This window comes from Arthrobacter sp. SAFR-044, assembly GCF_051965175.1.
Taxonomy (GTDB): domain Bacteria; phylum Actinomycetota; class Actinomycetes; order Actinomycetales; family Micrococcaceae; genus Arthrobacter.
This window is the reverse complement of sequence record NZ_JBQCMK010000003.1, coordinates 340,971-361,985: the sequence shown is the minus strand read 5'-3', so window position 1 is coordinate 361,985 and position 21,015 is coordinate 340,971. Positions and strand designations below refer to the sequence as shown.

The window sequence follows — 21,015 nt, the reverse complement described above, 5'->3', positions numbered from 1 at the left end:
GAATAGTCATGAGCAATTTCACCAATCGGGTGGCCGCGGTCACCGGCGGGGCACAAGGGATCGGCGCCGCCACCGCGCTGAAACTGGCGACCGGGGGTGCCACCATCGTCGTCCTGGACCTCAACGAGGACCGCGCCAAGGACACCGCACAGCGGATCTCGGACCACCCGGACGTCTTGGCGGCAGGCGGAAAGGCCGTTGCCGCGTGCTGCGACGTTACGGATGAGGAAGCCGTGGACCGGGTGTTCGATGACATCCACCGGGAGTTCGGCCGCCTGGACATCCTGGTAAACAACGCGGGCATCACCCGCGACAACATGTTCTTCAAGATGGAGCGGCCGGACTGGGATTCCGTCCTGACCACCAACCTCACCAGCGCCTACCTCTGCTCGCGCGCTGCCCAGCGCTACATGGTTCCGGCCAACTACGGCAAGATCGTCTCGCTCAGCAGCCGCAGCGCGCTGGGCAACCGTGGCCAAGCCAACTACGCGGCTGCAAAAGCCGGCATCCAAGGCCTCACCTCGACGCTCGCCATCGAACTTGGTCCGTTCAACATCACGGTCAACGCCGTGGCACCGGGTTACATCGCCACCTCGATGACCGCCGCCACTGCCAAGCGTGTGGGGGCCAGCCCGGCCGAACACCAGCAGGCGGTGGCGGAGCGAACCCCGCTGGGACGTGTAGGCCAGCCGGAGGAAGTGGCCGCGGCCGTGGCTTTCTTCGCCGGTGACGACTCCTCTTACATCTCCGGACAGACCCTTTACATCAACGGCGGGGCCCGCTGATGCCCGAGGCATTCCTCGTCGGCGGCGTCCGCACCCCCGTAGGCCGCCACGGCGGCGCGCTCGCCACTGTCCGCCCGGACGACTTGGCCGCGCTTGTGCTGCAGGCTGCAGTGGACCGGGCCGGCGTTGATCCTGCCACCCTCGACGAGGTCATCCTGGGCTGTGTGAACCAGGCCGGGGAGGACAACCGTAACGTTGCCCGGATGGCGGCGCTGCTGGCCGGGTTCCCGCACGCCGTTCCGGCTGTGACGGTCAACCGGCTTTGCGCCTCCGGGCTAACCGCCATCAGCATGGCAGCGCAGTCGGTGCGGAACGGTGACGCCGACCTTGTGGTGGCCGGCGGCGTGGAATCCATGACCCGGGCGCCTTGGGTGATGGCCAAACCGGAACGGCCCTATGCCAAACCGGGTGAACTCGCGGACACCTCTATCGGTGCGCGGTTTGTTAACCCCCGGATGGAATCCGGGGCGCTGTTCTCCATGCCCCAAACGGCAGAAGAGGTAGCCAACCGGGAGAACATTTCCCGTGCCGACGCGGACAGCTTTGCACTGCGCTCGCACAACCTGGCTGTGGCGGCCATCGACGCAGGCCGCTTCAGCGACGAGATAGTCCCTGTTCCGGTCAAGGAAAGACGGGGGGAAGTGTCGCTGGTGGACACCGACGAGGGACCCAGGCGCGGGTCGACCGCTGATGCCCTGGCCGCCCTCCGGCCGATCGTGGCGCCCCATGGAGTGGTCACCGCTGGCAACTCCAGTTCCCTCAACGACGGCGCATCGGCGGTGGTGGTGGCCAGCGGCGAGGCCGTGAAGCGCTATGGGCTCACCCCGCGGGCCCGCATCGTCACCAGCCAAGCGGCCGGTGTGGCGCCGGAAGTGATGGGCATCGGCCCGGTGCCTGCGACTCAAAAGGCACTGGCCAAGGCGGGCTGGGACCTGTCGGACGTGGGCGCCGTCGAACTCAATGAGGCGTTCGCAGCGCAGGCGCTGGCCTGCACGCGGCTGCTTGGTATGGACGCAGGAACTGTCAACAACGACGGCGGTGCAATCGCCTTGGGGCATCCCCTGGGCTCCTCCGGTTCACGGATCGTCGTCACGCTGCTGGGTCGGATGGAACGCGAAAACGCCAACCGCGGCCTGGCCACCATGTGCGTGGGCCTGGGCCAGGGCGTCGCCATGCTGCTGGAGAGGGTCTAAATGAGACTGTTCAAGGACGCCGCCGAGCTGGCCAGCATGACGGGGCAGGAAATAGGGGTGAGCGGATGGCATACCCTGGACCAATCCCAGATCCAGGCCTTCGCCGACGCCACCCTGGACCAGCAGTGGATACACACGGACCCGGAGCGGGCCGCCGGCGGACCGTTCGGCACCACCGTCGCCCACGGCTACCTCAGCTTGTCGCTGCTGCCGTACCTGGCCAGTCAGGTGTATCGGGTCGATGGGGCAGCGATGATCATCAACTACGGCCTGAACAAGGTACGGTTCCCTGCCCCGGCCAGGGTCAACTCACGCATCAGGGACCGGCTGACGCTGGCCTCAGTAACCGAGACAGCCAGCGGCCGGCAGCTGCAGTTCCATCACCTGATCGAGCTGGAAGGCTCGCAAAAGCCTGCCTGCATAGCGGAGACCGTCTCCCTGCTCCCGAGCTGAGCTGCTCCTGAAGACCTTGCACCACCATCCGAACAACGACGTTACGGCCGGGCCTGCCTGCAGGCCCTTTCCGAGGGAGAAGCCCCATGAGCACAGAAAACCAAAACCTGAATTACGTCGACGCTGACCTCCAGGGGCCGGCGTCGGAACTGAAGGTGTCGCCTGCTGAACTGCGCCGCACCTCCGTTTCGTCCTTCCTTGGTTCCGCTTTGGAATACATGGACTTCACGCTTTATACCCTGGCGGCGGCGCTCGTTTTCGGGCCGCTGTTCTTCCCCAACACAGACCCGGCCATGGCATTGCTCGCCAGCTTTGCCGCGTTTGGTTCAGGGTTCCTCGTCCGGCCCCTGGGTGGGGTCTATTTCGGCTACCTTGGGGACAAATACGGGCGGAAATCCGTCCTGGTCATAACCGTGGGAATGATGGGGATCGCCACTCTGGGAATGGGTCTTTTGCCCACGTTTGCCCAGATCGGGGTCATGGCCCCCATCCTCCTGGTGCTCCTGCGGCTTATCCAGGGCTTCGGCGCCGGCGCCGAGCTGTCCGGGGCCTCGCTGCTGCTGGTGGAATCCGCCCCGTCGAATAAGCGCGGCTTTTACGGCGCCGTGGTGGCACTGGGAACGGCAACAGGTGTGCTGTTGGCCAGCGGACTGTGGCTGCTGCTCTCGCAAATGCCTAAAGACGAGTTCCTCGCTTGGGGGTGGCGTCTTCCCTTCCTGCTGAGCGTCGGTACCACCCTTGTGGCACTGTACTTGCGGCGCAGTGTGAGCGAATCACCGGTCTTCGAAGCGGTGAAGGCGCGGCGGGAAGCGGCGCGCCTGGAGGCCAAGCAGCAAAGCGTCTGGCGTGACGTTGCTGATTCCAAGAAGGCCTTCCTCGTCTCGCTGGGCATCAAACTCGGCGAAAACGGCTCCGTGTACCTCGTCAAGGGATTCCTTATCGGATGGACGGTGTCTGTAGTGAAAATGGATCCCAATCTGGTCACTACCGGCGTGACGCTCGGCTCCGTTTTGGGCGTGCTCACGGTCCTGCTGACCGGTAAGCTCACTGACCGGTTCGGCCGACGCAAAGTTTGGCTCTGGCTCTCCGGGTTCCAGTTCGCCTTCACCATTCCCGCGATGCTGATGATCGAAACACGGAACCCGGTATTGGTGGCCCTGGTCTTCGTTGTTTATGTAGGCGGTCCGCTGCCGAACCTGTATGGCGTCGAGTCCACCTGGCTGGTGGAGATGTTCGGCTCCAAACGCCGCTTCTCCTTTATGACGACCGTCAAGGAAATCGGCGCCGTCCTGTCCGGAGGTCTTGGCCCCATCATTGCTGCCAGCGTCGTTGCTGCGACCGGACCGGGGTGGATCCCGGTAGCGGGAATCCTCATGGCCTACGCGGCGATCGGCCTTGCGGCCGGGTTCTTCGCGCCGGAGACCAAGGGCCGGGACCTCAATGCCGAGGCTGACGCGTTCTAAGCCCACAAAAGCGGGCGACGGCGGGAGCTCTCCGCCGTCGCCCGCTTTCGAGCGTCCAGTCGCAACATTCCTTAGACCTCCGCCACCGGGGCCGCGAACTGGGCCTCGTACAGACGTGCGTAGGCCCCACCAGCAGCCAGCAGTGATGCGTGGTTCCCCTGCTCCACGATCTGCCCGTTTTCCATCACCAGGATGAGGTCGGCATCGCGGATCGTGGACAGGCGGTGCGCAATAACAAAGGACGTCCGGTCGGACCGCAGCGCGCTCATGGCCTTCTGCACCAGCACCTCGGTCCGGGTGTCCACCGAGGACGTCGCCTCATCGAGAATCAAAACAGAGGGCGAAGCCAGGAACGCCCGCGCAATCGTCAGCAACTGCTTCTCGCCCGCGGACACGTTGGACCCCTCGTCGTCCAGCACCGTGTCGTACCCCTCGGGCAGCGACTTCACGAACCGGTCCACATAGGTCGCCCGCGCCGCCTCCAGCACCTCATCAGAAGAAGCAGCGGGCCGCCCGTAGGCGATGTTGTCCCGGATGGTCCCGCCAAACAGCCACGTATCCTGCAGCACCATCCCCATCCGCGAGCGCAGGTCGTGCCGGGTCATGGTGGTGATGTCCACCCCGTCGAGCGTGATCCGTCCAGCATCCAGCTCATAGAACCGCATCATCAGGTTCACCAGCGTGGTCTTGCCCGCCCCGGTCGGCCCCACAATGGCTACGGTCTGCCCCGGCTCGGCCACCAAGGACAACCCAGAGATCAGCGGCTTGTCCGGCGAGTAAGAGAAGGACACGTCCTCAAACACCAGCCGCCCACGCGAAGCACCATCCGGGCTCTGCAGCAAAGCCCCGGAAGGATCCGCCGACTGCTCCTCCGTATCCAGCAGCTCAAACACCCGCTCGGCGGAGGCCACCCCGGACTGCAGCAGGTTCGCCATGGAACCCAATTGGGCCAGCGGCTGCGTGAACTGCCGGGAGTACTGGATGAAGGCCTGCACATCGCCCAACTGCATCGCCCCGGACGCCACCTGCAGCCCGCCCACCACCGCGATGCCCACGTACACCAGGTTCCCGATGAACGTCATGGCCGGCATGATCAGCCCGGAAATGAACTGCGCCCCGAAGCTCGCCTCGTACAGCTCCGCGTTCTTCTGCCGGAACCGCTCCCCCACCTCGCGCTGCCTGCCGAACACCTTCACCAGCGCATGCCCGGTGTAGGTCTCCTCGATCTGGCCGTTCAGCTCGCCGGTGTTCTTCCACTGCTGCACAAAGAGCTTCTGCGAGCGCTTGGCAATCAGCGTGGTGATCCCCAGCGTCAGCGGGATAGTCACCAGCGCGATCAGCGCCAGCGTGGGCGAGAGGATGAACATCATCACCAGCACGCCCAGCACCGTCAGCACGGACGTTACGGCCTGGCTGATGGACTGCTGCAGGCTCTGCGAAATGTTGTCCACATCGTTGGTCACCCGGCTGAGCAGCTCGCCGCGCTGGATCGAGTCGAAGTACCGCAGCGGCAGCCGGTTGATCTTGGCCTCGATCTGCTCGCGGAGCCCGAACACCGTCCGCTGCACCACGCCGTTGAGTACATAGGCCTGCCCCCACATAAAGGCCGACCCCAGCACATACAGCACCAGCGCCCACGTCAGCACACTGGCGAGCGCAGCGAAGTCGATCCCTGCGCCCGGCGTCAGCGTCATGGCGCTGAGCATGTCCGCCTTCTGGTTCTCCCCCGACGCCCGCAACATCGCAATCAGCTGCGCCTGCGTCATCCCCGGCGGCAGCTGCTTGGACACCACCCCGGAGAAAATCAGGTTGGTGCCTTCGCCCAACAGCCGCGGCCCAATGACCTGCAGCACCACGCCCGCCACAGCCATTGCAAGCACCAGCACCAGCCAGAACTGTTCCGGCCGCAGCGTGCCCAGCAGGCGTTTCGCGGAGCCGCTGAAGTTCATTGCCTTCTCCGCCGGGACATTCATCCCGGCGAAGGGCCCGCCCCTCCCCGGCCCGCCGGCAGGACGAGGGATGCGTACGACGTCGGCCTGGCCGGCTTTGCCCCCGGCCCCGGACCCAGCGGGCGTGCCTGAGCCCGTCCTGGCTCCAGCGGGACGGCCGCCTGCGCGGTGCATGCTCATACCGTCTCCTCCGCTGCCAGCTGGGACGACACAATTTCGCGGTACGTCCCGGATGTCTCCAGCAACTCGCGGTGCGTGCCCTGGGCAACGATCCTGCCGTCGTCGAGCACTAATATCTGGTCCGCATCAACGATGCTGGACACGCGCTGGGCAATGATCACCATGGTGGCCCCCGCGATGTTGCGCTTGAGCGCCTGGCGCAGCCGGGCATCGGTGCCGGTGTCCAGCGAGGAGAACGAGTCGTCAAAAATGTAGAGCTCGGGCCGTTTCACCAGGGCCCGGGCGATGGCCAGCCGCTGCCGCTGGCCGCCGGAGACGTTGGTGCCGCCCTGAGAGATGGGCGCATCCAGCCCCTCCTCCATCTGCTCGACGAAGTCCCGTGCCTGCGCAATCTCCAGTGCGTTCCAGAGCTCGTCCTCGGTGGCGTCCGGGTTGCCGTAGAGCAGGTTGCTGTGGACCGTGCCGGAGAACAGGTAGGGCTTCTGCGGCACCAGGCCGATGTGACCCCACAACAGGTCCGGGTCCAGGTCCCTCACGTCGACCCCGTCCATCAGGACCGCCCCGGAGGTGACATCGAAGAGGCGCGGCATCAGGTTCACCAGGGTGGTCTTGCCCGAGCCCGTGCTGCCGATGATCGCCGTGGTCTGCCCGGCGCACGCCGTGAAGCTGATGCCCAGCAGGACCGGATGCTCGGCACCCGGGTAGGCGAACCCGACGTCGCGCATTTCCAGCTCGCCGCGCCGGACCGCGCTGGTGACCGGCTGCGTCGGCGGCATGACGCTGGAGCTGGTGCCCAGCACCTCGCCGATCCGGTCCGCTGACACCGAGGCACGCGGGATCATCACCGCCATGAAAGTGGCCATCATGACGGACATCAGGATCTGCATCAGGTAGCTCAGGAAGGCGATCAGGGTGCCCACCTGCATGGACCCGTCCTCGATCCGAAACGCGCCGAACCAGATCACCGCCACGCTGGAGATGTTCAGCACCAGCATCACCGTGGGGAACATGAGGGCCATCAGCCGGCCTGCACGCAGCGCAACATCGGTGACATCCCTGTTCGCCCCGGCGAACCGCTCCGTCTCCATGTCCTCCCGCACGAACGCGCGCACCACCCGGATGCCGGTGAGCTGCTCGCGCAGCACCCGGTTCACGGTGTCGATCCGGGCCTGCATCTTGCGGAACAAGGGCACCATGCGCGTGACAATGAGGCCGACGGCGATCAGCAGCACCGGGACGCACACGGCAATGAGCCAGGACAATTGGGCGTCCTGCCGGATGGCCATGATCACCCCGCCAATGCTGAGCATGGGTGCGGCGACCATGAGCGTGGCGGACATCAGCACCAGCTGCTGGACCTGCTGCACGTCGTTGGTGGAGCGGGTGATGAGGCTGGGGGCGCCGAACCTGGTGACCTCCTGCTCGGAGAACTGCCCCACCCGCTCGAAGATGGCGCCGCGGAGGTCCCGGCCCAGCCCCATCGCGGCCTTGGCGCCGAAATACACCGCCACCACAGCGCATGCGATCTGCGCCAAGGTAATGAGCAGCATGACGCTGCCGGTGGACAGGATGTAACCGGTATCGCCCCGGGCCACACCCTGGTCAATAATGTCCGCGTTCAGCGTGGGCAGGTACAGCGACGCGATGGACTGCGCCAGCTGGAAAACCACGACGGCGGCAAGCAGCGGCCTGTGCGGCCGCAGGTATTCGACAAGCAACTTCCAGAGCATACGAAAAAGGCCCTCACCTGGCGGAGTGTCCACAAACGTGGTGCGAAGGTCAGTGTACGTCCGCGAGGAGCGGTTGATCCTGGCAGTTGGCTGGGAAAAATGCGGGTTCTCCCACGGCGTAGTCAGCGGACCCGCCGAGGATCAGGAGGCGGCGGTGGGTACTTCAGTGTGAGAGAACTGGATGGGCGTCAAGAACGCGCCACCCACCGAAGGATGGAAGAACTAAAGATGCCTGCCGCCACGAGGAACGCCCCACACCGCACTGCCAGGTTCGGATTCGCCTTCATCGGCGTCCTGCTGATCGCCGTCAACCTTCGGGTGTCCTTTGTCAGCGTGGGACCGGTCCTGGTCAACATCAGCAGCGACCTGGGGTTATCCAGTGCGGCAGCAGGGTTCCTTACCGGCCTCCCGCTGATCGCGTTCGCGGTCTTCTCGCCCTTGGCGCCCGGTTTCGCTTCCCGCCTGGGACTGGACCGGGCACTGTGGATGTCGTTGCTGATCCTCGCGTCGGGCATCGTGCTCCGCTCCCTGCCCGTGCCCGGCTTTATCTGGGCAGGGACAGTACTGATCGGCGTCGCCATCGCGTTCCTTAATGTGCTGGTTCCTTCCCTGGTCAAGCGGGACTTTCCGTTGCGGGTCAGCCAGGTCACCGGAAGCTATACGGCTACACAGGCTGCCTTCGCAGCGGTGGGGGCCGCCGTCGTCGTTCCCGTGGCCCAGACGTCCCCGGCGGGATGGCGGCTGGCCCTGGGAGTCTGGGTGGGGCTGGCCCTCACCGCCATGGCGGTGCTGCTGCCCTGGCTGCGCCGGCACGAAACAAGCGCCGTGCACGCCGCACCGCAGGAACGGGCACACCGGTCGCCCTGGGGCTCAGCCTTGGGCTGGCAGGTCACGGCCTTCATGGGGCTGCAATCGATCGCCTTTTACGTCCTGATGGCGTGGTTGCCCACCATTGAGCAGAGCCGCGGGATCCCCGCCACCACTGCGGGCGTGCACTTGTCCCTTTTCCTGCTGATCAGCGTGTTCGCCAGCCTTGGGGCGGGTGGTGTCCTTCACCGGGGATCGGACCAGCGGCTGGTCTCTTTTGCCAGCGGGGTGCTGGTGTTCGCAACCTTCCTCGGACTGGCACTCGCGCCGGAACTGATCCTGCTGTGGGTTCTTCTGGGCGCCCTCGGGTGCGGAAGCCTCATTGTGATCGCCTTGTCGCTGTTCAGCCTCCGGACGGTGAACCACCCGCAGGCGGCGTCGCTGTCCGGGATGGCCCAGTCTGTGGGCTACGGGCTGGCAGCTGCAGGACCGGTGGCTTTCGGCGCACTTCACGATGCGAGCGGGGACTGGACGCTTCCGCTGCTGGCCACCGCCGGCGCCATGGCGGTGCTGGCACTGACGGGGTTGTTCGCCGGCCGTGACTGTGTGATCAGGGAACCAGGCGGTCGGCACGGTAACGGTCAAACAGCGAGGTGAAGGCATCCAGTGTCCGCCGATACCCCGTAAAGCCGGCATCCCGGCTCTTGCCCATGTCCGTCACCACCTCGATTCCGCGCCCCAGGTCGCCGTCGGTGTGCCACCAGCTCGCCACGCGGCCCAGGTCAGGTTCGCTGAGGTTGTTTTCCGCGGCAATCCTCCGCCACTGGTCCTCCCGTCCCGCCATGGATTGTTCAAGCGGACGGGGCTCCCCTTGGTACCCCTCCCACTCCACGCCGAAGTAGGCGGCAAGCTTCGGCCACATCCAGCGCCAGCGGAACACATCGCCGTTGACGATGTTGAAGGCCTCGTCAGCGGCCCCGGGGGTGGTTGAAGCCCAGAGCATGTGCTCGGCGAGCAGGCCGGCATCCGTCATGTCCGTGAGCCCGTTCCACTGCGTTTCCGACCCCGGGAAGACGAAGGGGTGCCCGCTGTCCCGGCACAGGGTGGCCTGCGCGGCGAGTGTGAGTCCCATGTTCATGGCGTTGCCCACCGCATGCCCGATTACCGTGTGGGCGCGGTGGACGGACCAGGTAAACCCCTGCCGGGCCGCGGCCGCCCAGAGCTCGTCCTCCTGGGCGTAATAGAAGTTCGGCACCGGAAGGCGCGGTTCCTCCTCGTGGAAGGGGGTGTCCGGCATTTCTCCGGCGGCGTATGCCTCGAACGGTCCCAGGTAATGCTTGAGTCCGGTCATCAGGGCAACGTGGGCCACGTCCTTGCCCTGCAGTGCTGAGAGGAGATCACGAACCATGCCCGCGTTGACTGCGATGTTCTCTTCCTCGGTGGCGCGGCGCGACCATGCGGTGAAGAAGACATGTGACGGGTTCTCCGGAGCCAGCACAGCGGCAAGGGACTCGGCCGAGGTCAGGTCCGCGGAGAGCCACCTGACGCCGGTGCGTCCGGGACCGGGCCGGCGGGACAGGGCCAGGACTGTCCAGCCTTCGCCAACCAAGGTATCCACCAGGGCGGACCCCGCGATGCCGGTGGCCCCTGCAACCAGCGCTGTCCGTCCGTTGCCCGCTGCTGTTCCTGATGCTGTTCCTGATCCGATGGTCATGGTGCTCCTCTTGGTAGGTGCTTGGTTGCATCCGCGCGTCAGCGCGGCCTCACGCATGGGCGGAGGCCCGCGCGCTGCGTTACGCCGGGACAGTGGGCCACCACGGGCCCTCTGGCGACAAGTCGGAGCGTCAGTCAGATATTCCGGCGCTGGCAAGTGGCGGTCAGGAGGTGCCGGACAAATTGCGAGGGGCGGGGCAATGACAGGCCGGGTTTCACCCATGGCGTAGGAGGGTCCTCTGCTGTCACCTGTCCATGGTCAAATAGGAGGGTTGCACCGGCTGCCCGAGTCCAACCGCGGCCTCGGCCCAACGGAAGGAAAAAGCACATGACCGATCCCCAAGACCATCCCCCGGTCCCCACTCCCGGGAGCGCGCAGGGCCTGGACCAGAAGGTTGAGGGCGGGTGCCCGGTGGCCCATGGCAGTGCCACCGGGCAGGGCAGTGAAAGCGAAAACCCGGCGATCGATTCTCCCCAGCCAAAGGGGCACCGTCCGCGGACCAACCAGGACTGGTGGCCCAACCAGCTGGACCTCTCCGTGCTGCACACGCATGGCCAGGCCAGCAACCCGCTGGGCCCGTCCTTCAGCTACCGGGAAGAATTCCAGAAGCTCGACGTGGACGCCCTCAAGCAGGACATCAGCCAGGTCCTGACCACTTCCCAGGACTGGTGGCCGGCGGACTTCGGCCACTACGGCGGACTGATGATCCGGCTGAGCTGGCATGCCGCCGGTACCTACCGCGTCCATGACGGCCGGGGTGGAGCGGGCGACGGCAGCCAGCGGTTCGCGCCACTGAACAGCTGGCCGGACAACGCCAACCTGGACAAGGCCCGCCGCCTGCTGTGGCCGGTCAAGCAGAAGTACGGCCAGAAACTTTCCTGGGCCGACCTGCTGGTCCTCGCGGGCAACGTTGCCCTTGAGTCCATGGGATTCGAGACGTTCGGCTTCGCGTTTGGCCGGGAGGACGTCTGGGAGCCCGAGCAGATCTTCTGGGGCCCGGAGGACGCTTGGCTGGGCGACGAGCGGTACACCGGTGAGGGCACCATGGCGGACAACGTCGGGTCCACCGAAATGGGCCTGATCTACGTCAACCCCGAAGGCCCCATGGGCAACCCGGATCCGGTGGCGGCCGCCGCCTTCATCCGTGAAACGTTCAAGCGCATGGCGATGAACGACGAAGAGACCTTTGCCCTGATCGCCGGTGGCCACACCTTCGGCAAGACCCACGGCGCCGGCCCCGCCGATGCCCACGTCGGCCCCGAGCCGGAGGGCGCGAACCTCGAGGCGCAGGGCCTGGGCTGGCTCAGCACCTACGGTTCCGGCAAGGGTGGCGACACCATCACCTCCGGCCTGGAGGTCACCTGGACGGACAAGCCCACGCAGTGGAGCAACCGCTTCCTGGAGATCCTGTTCGAATACGAGTGGGAGCTGGTCAAAAGCCCCGGCGGCGCCCACCAGTGGGTTGCCAAGGATGCCCCCGAGATCATCCCGGACGCGCACGATCCCGGGAGGAAGCACCGGCCCACCATGCTGACCACGGACCTGTCGCTGCGCTTCGATCCGGAGTACGAAAAGATTGGCCGCCGCTTCCTGGAGAACCCGGACCAGTTCGCGCTGGCGTTCGCCAAGGCCTGGTACAAGCTGCTGCACCGCGACATGGGCCCGGTGGGTCCGCACATGCTCGGCCCGTGGGTTCCGGAGGCGCAACTGTGGCAGGATCCCGTTCCCGCCGTCGACCATGAACTGATCGGCGAGCAGGACATCGCCCAGCTCAAGGCCACGCTCCTCGACTCCGGCCTGACCATTCCGCAACTGGCGGGCACGGCCTGGGCGTCGGCTGCAACGTACCGCAAGACGGACCGCCGCGGCGGGGCCAACGGCGCCCGGATCCGACTCGAGCCGCAGCGCAGCTGGGAGGCCCACGAACCGGAGCAGCTGGAGGCCGTGCTTCCCGTGCTTGAGCGCGTGCAGGAGGAGTTCAACTCGGCACAGGCCGGCGGCAAGAAGGTCTCACTCGCGGACCTGATCGTCCTGGGCGGCGCCGCCGCCGTGGAAAAGGCAGCAGCCGACGCCGGGTTCCCCGTCAGGGTGCCGTTCCGTCCCGGCCGCACGGACGCCTCACAGGACCAGACCGACGTCGAGTCCTTCGGCTACCTGCAGCCCCGCGCCGACGGGTTCCGCAACTACCTGCGCCCCGGCGCGAAGCTCCCGCCGGAAACCCTCCTGCTTGACAAGGCGTACATGCTGGACCTTTCCGCGCCGGAGATGACGGCACTGGTTGGCGGCATGCGCGCCCTGGGCACCAACGTGGGCGGTTCCAGCCATGGCGTGTTCACGGACAAGCCGCAGGTCCTGACGAACGACTTCTTCGTCAACCTGCTCTCGCCGGGCACCAAGTGGAAGGCCTCGGAGACCGAGGAGAACGCCTACGAGATCACCGACGCCGCCACTGGCGAACTCAAGTGGACGGCCACCCCGGTGGACCTGGTCTTCGGTTCCAACTCGCAACTGCGGGCGCTGGCCGAGGTTTACGCCAGCGATGACGCCAAGGAGAAGTTCGTCAACGACTTCGTGGCCGCCTGGACAAAGGTCATGGAACTGGACCGCTTCGACCTGAACTAGCCCTCATAATCCAGGCTCCGGGCTGGCTGCCTCCCGCAGCCGGCCCGGACCTGTTGAGGCGGCTTTTATTGGTCGGCCGGAAAGCTGATGACCGCTGTGGTCCCGCCGCCGGGTGACTCCTTCAGGCTCGGTTCCCTCCGTGCGCCTCGGCAATGCGGCGGCAGATGGCCAACCCAAGGCCGGAGCCGTGCCCGTCCCCGTCGCGGGGCTGGGATCCAGCGGTATTGCTCCGGCAGGCGGCATAGGATCCTCTTATGGCCAACCTCATTGTCCCGGATTCTACCCTCCACTCTTCCTGGCTGGAGGGAACTGCGGAGTTCCAGGGCGCCCACCTGGACGGCGCAGGCGCCGAGGGCTGGTCCCTGCCCGATCTCCAGGACCCCGCCGTCTTTGGCCGCTTCGTCGATGTCCTCATCAAGGATGCGCTGCCGGAAACCGTGCGGAAGCCGGGCTACGTGCCCTGCACCTACCTGTGGATTGCCGACGGCGGCACGTTCCTTGGGTCCCTGGCCATCAGGCACGGGTTGAACGACTACCTCCTCAACGAAGGGGGGCACATCGGCTACAGCGTCCGGCCCTCCGCCAGGCGCCGCGGCCATGCCGCGAAAGCACTTGCCGATGCGCTGCCCCTGGCACGGGCATTGGGAATCACGCGGGTTCTCCTGACATGCGACGAGGACAACGCCGGCTCGCGGGCAACCATCGAAAAGAACGGCGGCCAATTCGAGGACACGCGCAACGGCAAGCGCCGCTACTGGATCGACACCGAATAGCCGGCGAACGCGTGCCAGACTTGGCGGGTGATCACAGAACACGCGCTGCTTCCGGTCATTCCCGGCCGGGAAGAGGACTTCGAGGCAGCTTTCGCCCAGGCCCGGCACATCATCGCTTCAATGCCGGGCTTCCTCGCCATGTCTTTGTCGCGCTCGATCGAATCGCCCCAGACGTACCTGCTGCTCGTTGAATGGGAGTCGCTGGAAGACCATACAGTGGGCTTCAGGGGATCCCCGGGATACCAGCAGTGGCGTTCTTTGCTGCACCGCTTCTATGACCCGTTTCCGGTGGTGGAGCACTTCGAAACCGTTAGCGCCGCACCGTAAGCCACTTCACTCACATTGGGGGAAGCCCCCGCGCGAGTCTCGGCTCCAGCGCGGGGGCTCCTTGCTTCCTGCCGGGGAACTGGCGTGGAAGCAGTTACAAATTACCGGCCAGTAGCTTGTGGAAATCGCAGATTGCAGCGGCTTTGGCCAATCTTGATGAAACTTTGAGAGTGGCTTCGGAACCTTTAGTCTGTGGGACCCGCCGAGGCGTCGGGGTCCTCCTCCGGCTCAAAAGTGTTGGGCGCGGCCCCATCGGAGATCCCGACGCCGTCTTTCCCGCCGGGGATCCCGCCGTCGGGGTTGCCTTTGCTGGCCGCCGTGCCCTCCTGCGGTTCGTCCTCAGGCAGTGAATCAGGTGAATTGATGGACATCGCTCCTCCTTCTGTGGCTGGGCCTCAACGCTAACAGCCGGTGCCGGAAAAGGCTCCGGAACGCCAAAGGTTTTTATGCCGCCCCGGGTCCGCGACTGTTAGCTGCCGGCTGCCGCTGCCCGCTGCTGCCTGAGGATGTAGCGCTGGAGCTTTCCCGACGGCGTCTTGGGCAGGTCCGCGACGAAGTGGATGCGGCGCGGATAGGCGTGGGCGGCGAACTGCGTCTTGACCATGGCCTGGAGTTCGGCCACCAGGGCATCACTGGCGGCAGTGCCATCCGCCAGGACAACGTAGGCCTCCAGGACTTCGCCGCGCAGTTCGTCGGGAGCGCCCACCACGGCACTTTCCAGGACGGCCGGATGGGTGGACAGGACGCTTTCCACATCGAAAGGTCCAATCCGGTATCCGGCCATGATGATCACGTCGTCATCCCGGGAGGAGAAGAAGTAGTAGCCGTCCGCGTCCACCATGCCCGCGTCCCCGGTCAGGTACCACTTGGCGTCGGCACTGAACCTTTCGGCGGTCTTCTCCGGTGCATCCTGGTACCCCTTGAACCACATCATGGGACTGTCGGCCACGTTGACGGCAACCCGGCCAAGCTCCCCCGGCGCAGCCGGCTCGTCAGCGTTGTCCTTGAGGACCGCGCAGCTCCACCCCGGCAGGGGCCGGCCCATGGAACCCGGCCGCAGCTCCGTCCGCACGTCCTCATGCCAGGCGTTGATGATCATCATCCCGTGTTCGGTCTGCCCGTAGTGGTCCCGCACCGGGACGCCCAGCACCTCCCGGGCCCAGCTAATCACCTCCGGGGTCAGCGGCTCGCCGGCCGATGAGGCGCGCCGCAGCCGGAAAGGTCCAGTTCCGGCACCGGCTTTAGCGCGCATGGTGCGGTACACGGTGGGGGCGGCGGCGAAGTTGGTCACCGAGAACGCCTCCAGCACCTTGAAGCTGAGTTCCGGGGAGAACCCGGGGCGCAGCAGGATGTTCCGCCGTCCCGCCGCCATGGGACCGAGAATCCCGTAGTACAGGCCGTACGCCCAGCCTGGGTCTGCGGCATTCCAGAAGACATCCTCTGCACTGACGTCCAGGCCCAGTTCCACGTACTGGCGGAATGCCGCCAACGCCCGGACCGGCACCGGTACGCCCTTGGGCGCGCCGGTGGTCCCTGACGTAAAGATGAGAACCAGGTCACCGTCACCTCCCACAGCTTCTGCGGCGATCCCCGGTTGCTGCCTGGCCAGGAGCGGCGTGAGCGCGAGGTCCGCCGGGGAGGCTTCTTCGCCGGCAACCACCACGGCGGCGCCGGTTTCCTGGATCTTCGCCCGCTGGTCGGGGTCAGTGATCACCACCTTCGCACGGGAAGCGGTAAGGCGAAGTTCGATGGCCGGCCACGCGAAGGCCGTGAACAGTGGCACATGGACGGCCCCGCGCCGCCAAATGGCCAGGAGCATGACCACCAGGTCTGCCGACTTTCCCATCAGGGTGGCCACCGCGTCCCCGGGGCCGACCCCCAGTTCGGCCAGGGCGGCGGCTCCCCGTTCCGACCGTTCCCGCAGCTGGCCGTAGGTAATGTCCTCCGCGGAAAGGTCAGCTGCCACCACCGTGAAGGCAACAGCGTCGGGATCGTGGCTGTCACACAGGAGCTCGGCGGCGCAGGCGTCCGGCGCACCGTAGGTGGCGAGAAGGGCATCGACGGCTGGAACCGGACGGGACATCTATTCTCCTTTGAACAACCTGACCTGGGAACAACGGCACCTCGAAGCGCAGTGGAACCAACCTACTGCACCGGGATGGCCATCCCCCGCTGCGTCCCGCCGCCGTGCGCCGGCAGGTCAGCCCTTCGCGCCCGGCGGCCGGATGATCCGCCGCTGGGTGGCCGCGGCGATCGCGGCGGTGCGGTTGTCCACCCCGAGTTTGCCGTAGATGTGCACCAGGTGGGTCTTCACAGTGGCCTCCGATATGAAGACCTGCCTGGCAATGGCGCGGTTGGACAGGCCCGTGGCCAGCAGTGCCAGCAACTGGACTTCCCGCGGTGTCAGCGACGTCCCGGGGTTGCTGATCCGGCCCATCAGCAGGGCAGCAGCCCGCGGCGCCAGGACCGTGCCGCCGGCGGCTGCCTGCAGCACCGCCTGCCGCAGCTGCTCCGGCGGGGCGTCCTTCAGCATGTAGCCGCTGGCCCCTGCCTCCACTGCCGCGAGGATGTCAGCGTCGGTGTCATAGGTGGTGAGGATAAGCACCGGCGGCGGCGCGTCAAGCTTCCGGATTTCGGCAGTGGCCGTGACACCATCCATCCCCTCCCCCATCTGAAGGTCCATCAGCACCACATCCGGTGCCTCGTCCAATGCCTTCAACCGGGCCAGTTCCTTGAGCGCAGCCCGGCCGTCGGCCGCCTCCGCGGCGATCGAAATGCCCTCAAAGCCGGTGAGCATGGCACGCAGCCCGGCGCGGACCACAGGGTGGTCGTCCACCAGCAATACCCGTACTTCGCTCACTGTTCCTCCACAGGCAGTCGGATGGCCACCACCGTGCCCTCCCCCGGCCCGGATTCCACCGCCAGCGTGCCGTTCAAGGCGGCGACGCGTTCCCGCAGCGAGCGCAGTCCAAAGCCGCTGCCGTCCGCTGCGCCCGCGGCACTTTCCGGAGCTGACGGGTCAAAGCCCGTGCCGTCGTCGTACACGTCCATGGTCACCTCGGTGCCCAGGAACGCAAGGCTGACGACGGCGGTGCTTGCCCGGGCATGTTCGCGGACGTTCGCAAGGCTCGCCTGCGCCGCCCGCAGCAGGGCAACGCGGACAGGCTGGGGCAGGTCCTGTGGCTCGCCGTCCACCTCCAGGCGGCAGCGCAGCGGCAGCCCTGCGGCCGCGGCGTCGGTCTCGGCCCTGCTGCACAGCCGGCCCAGCGCCTCCACTAGTGTGGTCCCCTCCAGCTGGGGCGAGGACAGGCCGCGGAGAAAGCTTCGGGCCTCGGCCAGGTTGTCCGCGGCGGTCTGCTGCACCAGCGCCAGCCGTCCGGCAGCAGTGGCGGCATCACCCTCCGTGAGCGACTGCCCGGCGGCCCGGCCCAGCAGCACGATGCTGGACAGGCCCTGCGCCAGGGTGTCGTGGATTTCCCGGGCCAGCCGCTCCCGCTCCGCAAGGACACCCGCCTGGTGCTGGGACCGCGCCAGTTCCTCCCGCGTCCGCCGCAGTTCATCGGCCGCACGCCGCTCGTTTTCCGCCTCGCGGTACAGGGCAGCGTACGCCAGGCCGGTGATCACGGAGAAGATCGCGCCCAGGACGGGTCCGACGACGGCCGCAGCGTGCGGGACAGGGGCACCGCTTGCGGCCCATTGGGAGGCAATGACTGCCACCGTCATCAGCGCGATGGCCAGGAGCGCGGCACGCCGCGGCAGCAAATGAAGGTGCAGGAAAAAGATGGGGAATGCCAGCCAGGCGAAATCGGCGCTGCCGGCGAGCAGGAAGACCCACAGGGCCGTGACCAGGCCCAGCCAGAGCAAACCGTAGCGGCGGGGATCCAACCCGGTCCGCCCCTCGGCATGGCGCTTTTCCAGGACGGTGCCGGCCAGGTAGACAGCAGCAAGGACGACGGCGGCGCCCGCCCACACCCAGCGCAGGGTACCTTCCGCCATCAGCATCCGGACCAGGCCGACGGCCAGCAGCAGCGCGAACCCGGTGTGCAGCGTGACCCGCAGGACGCGGAGGATGGCCGCCGATGATGCAATCTCCAGGGCGTTCGGCGGCCCGCCGGCGGAGCTGCCTGCGGCCTTCTCCGGTGGTTGCGGCAGGGGCGTGGCAGGCATTTCATCAGCTTATGCCGCGGACTGCGGGGAGGGGATCAACCGAAAGGTTGACTCAGGGCTCAACCATTCCATCCCTGCGGATCAACCATCCCCGCGATGTCCGTGGAGGCTGCGGCCGCGAGAGTGGAAGGACAGAACAATCCACCCCTGCTGAGAGAAGAAACAACGTGTTCCTGGCAATCCGCGACATCCGCTTCGCCAAAGGCCGGTTCGCCATGATGGGCGGCGTCGTGGCCCTGATCACCCTGCTGCTGGTCATGCTGTCCGGCCTGACCGCGGGCCTCGCCGAGCAATCCACGTCCGCCATCGCCAGGCTCGGGGCCGGCGCCGCGAGTCCGGTCGACACCATCGCCTTCGGCGCCCCCGGCACCGGTTCCCCCAAGGCGTCCTACACCGAAAGCTCGGTGACCGCCGCCCAGGTGGACAACTGGAAGGACCAGCCGGGCGTCCAGACTGCCGAGCCGCTGGGCATCACCCAGACGCGGGCGCAGACGGCTGACGGGTCGGGCACAGCCAATGTGGCAGTCTGCGGCGTCTCCCCGGGGAGTCCGCTGCCGCCCGTGGAGGTCTCCGCCGGTACGGCCGCGGTGGGCCACTCGGTGGCGGAGGCACTGTCGGTGGGCCAGGGCGACAAGGTGTCCTTGGGCGGCGTGGAACTTTCGGTCGCGGCCGTGGTGCCGGACCAGTGGTACGCCCACACCAGCGTGGTATGGACCGCGCTGCCCGCCTGGGCCAAAGCTGCGCACGTGTCCGACGGCGGCCAGCTGGCTACCGTCGTGGCCGTCACCTACATGGACGGGGCCACGGTGGATGAGGCGGAGGCGAACACCGCTGCAGGAACCGTGAGCGAATCCCGCACCGGATCCTTCCAGGCCCTGGGTTCCTTCAAGAGCGAGAACGGATCCCTGACCTTGATGCAGGCGTTCCTCTACGGAATCTCGGCGCTGGTGATCGTGGCCTTCCTGACCGTCTGGACCATCCAGCGCACCCGGGACATCGCCGTTCTCAAGGCCATGGGCGCACCCAGTTCCTACATCCTGCGGGACGCCATGACCCAGGCCGCCATCGTGCTGCTGGCCGGTGCTGGAGTTGGCGGAGCCGTGGGCGTTGCCGGCGGAGCATTCGCTTCCCAGGCGGCCCCCTTCCAGCTGAGCCTGGGCACCACAGTGCTTCCAGTCGTCGGGATCGTAGCCCTGGGCCTGGCCGGTGCCGCGCTGGCTGTCCGCCGCGTCACCAAGGTTGATGCGCTCCTGGCACTCGGCGGCAACTAAACCCTCTTTCCCTCCCCGAAAGGAACCAACCATGACCACATCCGCTCCCCTGTCCCTTATCAACGTCACCCTCGAGTACCCGGACGGCGGCGGGACCACCACCGCCCTGGACCGAGTCAACCTCACCGCCCAGGCAGGCCAGCTGGTCTCGCTCGTGGGGCCCTCGGGCTCCGGAAAATCCAGCCTCCTGGCCACCGCAGCCACCCTGGTCCGCCCCACCCGCGGCCAGGTCATCATTGACGGCACCGATACGGCGGGCCTCAAGGGCAAGGAGCTCACGGCACTGCGGCGCCAGAAAGTGGGCATCATCTTCCAGCAGCCCAACCTGCTGCCGTCGCTCACCGCCGTCGAGCAGCTCGTCATCAGCGACCACCTGCGTGGCGGGAACGCCAAAGCGGCCCCGGTCAAGGCAGCCGAACTGCTGGACGTCGTCGGACTCGCCGCGGCCGCGGGCAAGCTGCCGCACCAGCTCTCCGGCGGACAGCGCCAGCGCGTGAATATCGCCCGGGCGCTCATGGGCAGTCCCAAGGTACTGCTGGTGGATGAGCCGACGGCGGCGCTGGACCACGAACGCAGCGAATCAGTGGTCCGGCTCCTGCGTCAGGTGACCACGGAGTTCGGTGTCGCCACGGTAATGGTCACGCATGACACCGAGTTCGTGCCCCTGACGGACGTGGTGGCCACCATGCGGGACGGCCGGCTCACCGCACCCGTGGTGGCTGCCCCTGGCCTGCAGCTCACCCCAGATGGTGCACAGTAAACGCAGTCAGGAACCCCACGGATGCCGTCAGCCCGGTGAGGTTGTGGTGCTCTTCGAAGGCCTCCGGGATCATGGTGTCCGCCAGCATGGCCAGGATGCCGCCGGCCGCCACGGACGTAATGAACGCCACCAGCTCATCCGGTGCACCTTCCAACGCCACGTATCCCAGCAGCGCGGCCACGCCGCTCAGGATCGCGATGCCGCCCCAGAGCCCGAACACGTAGCCCCTGCTCCGGCCGGCTTTCTTCATGCCGGCGGTTCCGGACAGCCCCTCCGGTACGTTGGAGATGAAGACGGCGGCCAGCATGGCGGGACTCACTGCACCGCCGGCCAGGAGGCCGACACCCAGGACCACGGATTCGGGAACCCCGTCCAGCAGTGCACCCACAGCGATGGCCGTGCCGCTGCCGGGATCGTCCTTCTCTGAGGGCTGCTGGTCCCCGGACCGTTTGCGGTGCTTGGCCCCGGCCTTGGCCAGGAGCATGTTGGCGCCCACGTAAACCACAGCGCCTGCCAGGAAGCCTGCCACCGTGGGCCACAGGCCACCGCCCTTGACGGCCTCGTCCACCAGCTCAAAGGCAAGGGCCGAGATGAGCACGCCCGCGCCGAAGGACATGATGGTGGACACCACCTTGGACGGTATGGACCACCGCCAGGACACAGCTGCTCCCAGGACCAAGGCGGCACCGGCACCGGTGCCCCATACAAGTGACATCAACCAAGTGGGCATAGGTGTTCCGTCCCCAGCTGCGCAGAAATGAAACGGGGGCCCGGTCACACGGGTCGTTCAGGCTGTCAATCTGCCATCCCCGATGTGTCAC

At 66.7% G+C, this 21,015-nt stretch carries 18 protein-coding genes; 10 read left to right on the top strand and 8 right to left on the bottom strand.

Annotation, left to right across the window (positions count from 1 at the left end):
- Nucleotides 1-8 precede the first annotated feature (8 nt).
- From fabG to ACTHQS_RS06725, 4 genes are all read left to right on the top strand, one after another.
- Nucleotides 9-785, top strand: a complete 777-nt coding sequence (gene fabG / locus ACTHQS_RS06740; protein WP_440167224.1) for a 3-oxoacyl-ACP reductase FabG — start codon at nucleotides 9-11, stop codon at nucleotides 783-785.
- Entirely contained in the window at nucleotides 785-1,978 is a 1,194-nt protein-coding gene (locus tag ACTHQS_RS06735; RefSeq protein ID WP_440167222.1) for a thiolase family protein, read from the top strand. Before fabG ends, ACTHQS_RS06735 begins: the two co-directional genes overlap by 1 nt.
- Nucleotides 1,979-2,431, top strand: coding sequence for a MaoC family dehydratase (locus ACTHQS_RS06730; protein ID WP_440167220.1), 453 nt, complete (start codon nucleotides 1,979-1,981; stop codon nucleotides 2,429-2,431).
- 86 nt (nucleotides 2,432-2,517) lie between these two features.
- Nucleotides 2,518-3,894 carry an MFS transporter gene (locus tag ACTHQS_RS06725; RefSeq protein ID WP_440167219.1) on the top strand — a complete coding sequence of 459 codons (1,377 nt, stop codon included), beginning with the start codon at nucleotides 2,518-2,520 and terminating at the stop codon, nucleotides 3,892-3,894.
- A 71-nt stretch (nucleotides 3,895-3,965) separates the two neighbouring features.
- Here ACTHQS_RS06725 and ACTHQS_RS06720 read toward each other — a convergent pair whose 3' ends face one another.
- Together ACTHQS_RS06720 and ACTHQS_RS06715 are read right to left on the bottom strand one after the other, a co-directional pair.
- Complete coding sequence (locus ACTHQS_RS06720) at nucleotides 3,966-6,023, bottom strand: ABC transporter ATP-binding protein (RefSeq protein ID WP_440167218.1); 2,058 nt, start codon at nucleotides 6,021-6,023, stop codon at nucleotides 3,966-3,968.
- The gene (locus ACTHQS_RS06715; RefSeq protein ID WP_440167216.1) at nucleotides 6,020-7,753 is read right to left on the bottom strand and encodes an ABC transporter ATP-binding protein; all 1,734 of its coding nucleotides are present in this window, start codon (nucleotides 7,751-7,753) and stop codon (nucleotides 6,020-6,022) included. The genes ACTHQS_RS06720 and ACTHQS_RS06715 overlap by 4 nt, the downstream gene beginning before the upstream one ends.
- 228 nt (nucleotides 7,754-7,981) lie before the next feature.
- Between ACTHQS_RS06715 and ACTHQS_RS06710 the strand changes: the two genes are divergently transcribed.
- On the top strand, nucleotides 7,982-9,217 hold the full coding sequence (locus ACTHQS_RS06710) for an MFS transporter (protein WP_440167215.1): 1,236 nt from the start codon (nucleotides 7,982-7,984) through the stop codon (nucleotides 9,215-9,217).
- Here the strand turns inward: ACTHQS_RS06710 and ACTHQS_RS06705 are convergent.
- The gene (locus ACTHQS_RS06705) at nucleotides 9,171-10,274 is read right to left on the bottom strand and encodes an SDR family oxidoreductase (protein ID WP_440167213.1); all 1,104 of its coding nucleotides are present in this window, start codon (nucleotides 10,272-10,274) and stop codon (nucleotides 9,171-9,173) included. The two genes, ACTHQS_RS06710 and ACTHQS_RS06705, sit on opposite strands and share 47 nt — an antisense overlap.
- Before the next feature lie 327 nt (nucleotides 10,275-10,601).
- Here ACTHQS_RS06705 and katG point away from each other — a divergent pair, with 327 nt between their 5' ends.
- The 3 genes from katG (at nucleotide 10,602) to ACTHQS_RS06690 (ending at nucleotide 13,996) form a co-directional block, all read left to right on the top strand.
- Nucleotides 10,602-12,896 carry a catalase/peroxidase HPI gene (katG, locus tag ACTHQS_RS06700; protein ID WP_440167210.1) on the top strand — a complete coding sequence of 765 codons (2,295 nt, stop codon included), beginning with the start codon at nucleotides 10,602-10,604 and terminating at the stop codon, nucleotides 12,894-12,896.
- Nucleotides 12,897-13,150: 254 nt separating this feature from the next.
- Entirely contained in the window at nucleotides 13,151-13,669 is a 519-nt protein-coding gene (locus ACTHQS_RS06695; RefSeq protein ID WP_440167208.1) for a GNAT family N-acetyltransferase, read from the top strand.
- Nucleotides 13,670-13,696: 27 nt separating this feature from the next.
- The gene (locus ACTHQS_RS06690) at nucleotides 13,697-13,996 is read left to right on the top strand and encodes an antibiotic biosynthesis monooxygenase family protein (RefSeq protein ID WP_440167206.1); all 300 of its coding nucleotides are present in this window, start codon (nucleotides 13,697-13,699) and stop codon (nucleotides 13,994-13,996) included.
- A gap of 185 nt (nucleotides 13,997-14,181) precedes the next feature.
- Here ACTHQS_RS06690 and ACTHQS_RS06685 read toward each other — a convergent pair whose 3' ends face one another.
- From ACTHQS_RS06685 to ACTHQS_RS06670, 4 genes are all read right to left on the bottom strand, one after another.
- Nucleotides 14,182-14,367 (bottom strand): hypothetical protein, encoded by a 186-nt coding sequence (locus ACTHQS_RS06685; protein WP_440167204.1) that lies wholly within the window; start codon nucleotides 14,365-14,367, stop codon nucleotides 14,182-14,184.
- A 98-nt stretch (nucleotides 14,368-14,465) separates the two neighbouring features.
- Nucleotides 14,466-16,079: an AMP-binding protein gene (locus tag ACTHQS_RS06680; protein WP_440167202.1), complete on the bottom strand. Its 1,614-nt coding sequence runs from the start codon at nucleotides 16,077-16,079 to the stop codon at nucleotides 14,466-14,468.
- A gap of 117 nt (nucleotides 16,080-16,196) precedes the next feature.
- Nucleotides 16,197-16,856, bottom strand: a complete 660-nt coding sequence (locus tag ACTHQS_RS06675; protein WP_440167200.1) for a response regulator — start codon at nucleotides 16,854-16,856, stop codon at nucleotides 16,197-16,199.
- Nucleotides 16,853-18,163, bottom strand: coding sequence for a sensor histidine kinase (locus tag ACTHQS_RS06670; protein ID WP_440167198.1), 1,311 nt, complete (start codon nucleotides 18,161-18,163; stop codon nucleotides 16,853-16,855). The genes ACTHQS_RS06675 and ACTHQS_RS06670 overlap by 4 nt, the downstream gene beginning before the upstream one ends.
- Before the next feature lie 167 nt (nucleotides 18,164-18,330).
- Here ACTHQS_RS06670 and ACTHQS_RS06665 point away from each other — a divergent pair, with 167 nt between their 5' ends.
- Both ACTHQS_RS06665 and ACTHQS_RS06660 read left to right on the top strand, forming a co-directional pair.
- Nucleotides 18,331-19,434, top strand: coding sequence for an ABC transporter permease (locus tag ACTHQS_RS06665; protein ID WP_440167195.1), 1,104 nt, complete (start codon nucleotides 18,331-18,333; stop codon nucleotides 19,432-19,434).
- Between the two features lie 31 nt (nucleotides 19,435-19,465).
- A complete protein-coding gene (locus ACTHQS_RS06660; protein ID WP_440167193.1) occupies nucleotides 19,466-20,194 on the top strand; it encodes an ABC transporter ATP-binding protein in 729 nt (242 codons plus the stop codon).
- On the opposite strand, the gene ACTHQS_RS06655 is transcribed toward ACTHQS_RS06660, so the two are convergent.
- Nucleotides 20,172-20,924, bottom strand: coding sequence for a ZIP family metal transporter (locus ACTHQS_RS06655; RefSeq protein WP_440167192.1), 753 nt, complete (start codon nucleotides 20,922-20,924; stop codon nucleotides 20,172-20,174). The two genes, ACTHQS_RS06660 and ACTHQS_RS06655, sit on opposite strands and share 23 nt — an antisense overlap.
- Nucleotides 20,925-21,015 lie beyond the last annotated feature (91 nt).

Excerpts from the sequence above, each read along its gene's own strand:
- ACTHQS_RS06705 (WP_440167213.1), bottom strand. The coding sequence starts at position 10,274 with ATGACCATCGGATCAGGAACAGCATCAGGAACAGCAGCGGGCAACGGA.
- katG (WP_440167210.1), top strand. The coding sequence starts at position 10,602 with ATGACCGATCCCCAAGACCATCCCCCGGTCCCCACTCCCGGGAGCGCG.
- fabG (WP_440167224.1), top strand. The coding sequence starts at position 9 with ATGAGCAATTTCACCAATCGGGTGGCCGCGGTCACCGGCGGGGCACAA.
- ACTHQS_RS06710 (WP_440167215.1), top strand. The coding sequence starts at position 7,982 with ATGCCTGCCGCCACGAGGAACGCCCCACACCGCACTGCCAGGTTCGGA.
- ACTHQS_RS06725 (WP_440167219.1), top strand. The coding sequence starts at position 2,518 with ATGAGCACAGAAAACCAAAACCTGAATTACGTCGACGCTGACCTCCAG.
- ACTHQS_RS06670 (WP_440167198.1), bottom strand. The coding sequence starts at position 18,163 with ATGCCTGCCACGCCCCTGCCGCAACCACCGGAGAAGGCCGCAGGCAGC.
- ACTHQS_RS06715 (WP_440167216.1), bottom strand. The coding sequence starts at position 7,753 with ATGCTCTGGAAGTTGCTTGTCGAATACCTGCGGCCGCACAGGCCGCTG.
- ACTHQS_RS06720 (WP_440167218.1), bottom strand. The coding sequence starts at position 6,023 with ATGAGCATGCACCGCGCAGGCGGCCGTCCCGCTGGAGCCAGGACGGGC.
- ACTHQS_RS06685 (WP_440167204.1), bottom strand. The coding sequence starts at position 14,367 with ATGTCCATCAATTCACCTGATTCACTGCCTGAGGACGAACCGCAGGAG.
- ACTHQS_RS06680 (WP_440167202.1), bottom strand. The coding sequence starts at position 16,079 with ATGTCCCGTCCGGTTCCAGCCGTCGATGCCCTTCTCGCCACCTACGGT.
- ACTHQS_RS06730 (WP_440167220.1), top strand. The coding sequence starts at position 1,979 with ATGAGACTGTTCAAGGACGCCGCCGAGCTGGCCAGCATGACGGGGCAG.
- ACTHQS_RS06655 (WP_440167192.1), bottom strand. The coding sequence starts at position 20,924 with ATGCCCACTTGGTTGATGTCACTTGTATGGGGCACCGGTGCCGGTGCC.
- ACTHQS_RS06695 (WP_440167208.1), top strand. The coding sequence starts at position 13,151 with ATGGCCAACCTCATTGTCCCGGATTCTACCCTCCACTCTTCCTGGCTG.
- ACTHQS_RS06735 (WP_440167222.1), top strand. The coding sequence starts at position 785 with ATGCCCGAGGCATTCCTCGTCGGCGGCGTCCGCACCCCCGTAGGCCGC.
- ACTHQS_RS06660 (WP_440167193.1), top strand. The coding sequence starts at position 19,466 with ATGACCACATCCGCTCCCCTGTCCCTTATCAACGTCACCCTCGAGTAC.